Source organism: Serratia sp. Ag1 (assembly GCF_000743355.1).
Classification (GTDB): domain Bacteria; phylum Pseudomonadota; class Gammaproteobacteria; order Enterobacterales; family Enterobacteriaceae; genus Chania.
This window is the reverse complement of sequence record NZ_JQEI01000104.1, coordinates 1-1,851: the sequence shown is the minus strand read 5'-3', so window position 1 is coordinate 1,851 and position 1,851 is coordinate 1. Positions and strand designations below refer to the sequence as shown.

Annotated in this window: 2 protein-coding genes; one reads left to right on the top strand and one right to left on the bottom strand. The window is 69.0% G+C overall.

Annotation, left to right across the window (positions count from 1 at the left end):
- On the top strand, positions 1–416 hold a 416-nt coding region (locus tag IV04_RS24530; RefSeq protein ID WP_037441840.1), incomplete at its 5' end, for an inorganic diphosphatase.
- A gap of 81 nt (positions 417–497) precedes the next feature.
- Here IV04_RS24530 and IV04_RS24525 read toward each other — a convergent pair.
- Positions 498–1,811, bottom strand: a complete 1,314-nt coding sequence (locus tag IV04_RS24525) for a M23 family metallopeptidase (protein ID WP_037441838.1) — start codon at positions 1,809–1,811, stop codon at positions 498–500.
- Between the last annotated feature and the right edge of the window lie 40 nt (positions 1,812–1,851).

Below are 1,851 nucleotides of genomic sequence, written 5' to 3'. Positions count from 1 at the left end.
GGGTGTACCTCGATCGCGTGCTCTACACGGGCTTCGTCTACCCCACCGACTACGGCTTCTTCGAGGAGACCCTCGGCGAGGACGGCGATCCGCTCGACGTGCTCGTGCTGCTCGACTACCCGGTGTTCCCCGGCGTGGGCATCAAGGTGCGTCCGGTCGGCGTGCTCAAGATGAGCGACGAGGCCGGCGGCGACGACAAGGTCATCGCGGTGCAGCACAAGGATCCGCGCTGGGCGCACATCCAGGACGTCGCCGATATCCCGGAGTACACCCGCAAGGAGATCGAGCACTTCTTCGAGCACTACAAGGATCTCGAGCCCGGCAAGTGGGTCAAGGTCGACGCCTGGGGTTCGGCCGCCGACGCCGAGCAGCTCATCGTCGAAGCTCAGGAGCGCCTGCAGGCCGAGGGCCACTGAGCCCGCGGAGCCGCACGGCTCCGGTACGTCGAAGGGGGCGGGGATCGATGATCCCCGCCCCCTTCGACGTACCCGCCCGTCTTAGAAGTTGATGACGAACGCCGGGTTCACGAAGTCGTACCAGCCGTTGTCCTGGTTGGGTCGCATCTCGAAGTGGAGGTGCGGGCCGGTGCTGCAGCCGGTGCTGCCGACGTAGCCGACGGTCTGGCCGCGCTGCACGGTCTGGCCGTTGCCGACGAGCGACCAGCTCGCCATGTGAGCGTAACGGGTCTGCCAGCCGTTGGGGTGGTTGATGCTGACCATGTTGCCGCCGCAGGGATCCCAGTAGGCGGACGCCACGGTACCCGACATCGCGGCGCGGATCGGGGTGCCGTACGCGGTCGCGAGGTCGATGCCGGTGTGGTCGGGGCGGCCCGGCGGGCGGAAGCCCTCGGAGACGTAGTAGCCGGTGACCGGGATCAGCCAGCCGTTGCTGCTGCCGTTGTTGCCGCCGCCCCCGGGGTTGGGGTTGACGGGCGGGTTGCCGCCATTGTTCCCGCCGTTGTTCTCTTGCTCACGGCGCCGCCGCTCTTCCTCCTCGGCCAGCCGGCGGTTCTCGGCCTCGATCCGCTTGCGCTCCGCCTCGGCTTCCTGACGCAGGCGTTCCTGGTAGCCGGCGACCGTCTTGGTGGTCTTGTCCTGCAGGGCGGCGAGCTGGGTCTCGAGGACCTGGATCTGCGCCTCCTGCTTGCGCACGACCTCGCCCTGGTTCTGCACCGCGGTCGCTGCGGCCTTCTCGGCGACGTCCGCCTCCTTGGCGAGGCGGTCCCGCTCGGCCTTCGCGGCTTCGGCCTGCTTGCTCAGCGAGTCGGCGTTGTTGGTGCTCTGCTCGGCCTGCTCCGAGATCACGGTGTTGCGCTCGGTGGCCTTCGACATCGAGGCGAGGCGACCGAGCAGCGCGTCGGCGGTGTCCTTGTTGGAGTCGAGGAACAGCTCGAGGTTGCGGTCGACGCCGCCCGAGCGGTACATCTGCGACACGAGCGCGGCCGCCTGCTCCTTCGCCCGATCGGCTTCCTTCTTGCTCGCCGCGGCCGCATCTTCGAGCGTCTTCGCCCGACCCGCGGCTTCGGCGAGCTTCTGCTCCGCGACTCGGCTGGCCTCGATCTTGTCGCTGTGCAGGTTGCGCAGCCGGTCGAGCTCCTTCTTCTGGCTCACGATGGGCTGCTCGATCTCCTTGACCTTGGCGTCGGTCGCGGCCTGGTTCGCCTTGGCGCGCTGCACGTCGTCCCAGGTCGGCAGGTCGACGGCGTGCGCCGCGGGCGGGGTCGCCGGCGGTGCCGTCAGCAGGGTCGCGGCGATGACGAGCGCGCCGAGGATCCCCCAGCGGGCGCGTTTGGCCTTGCGGCGCTCGGTCATGCGGAACCCACCTCTAACTGCTCGTCGTACACGGATCCGC

What these genes read in the sequence shown, in the direction of transcription:
- IV04_RS24525 (WP_037441838.1), bottom strand. Translation starts at nt 1,811, where the DNA reads ATGACCGAGCGCCGCAAGGCCAAACGCGCCCGCTGGGGGATCCTCGGC.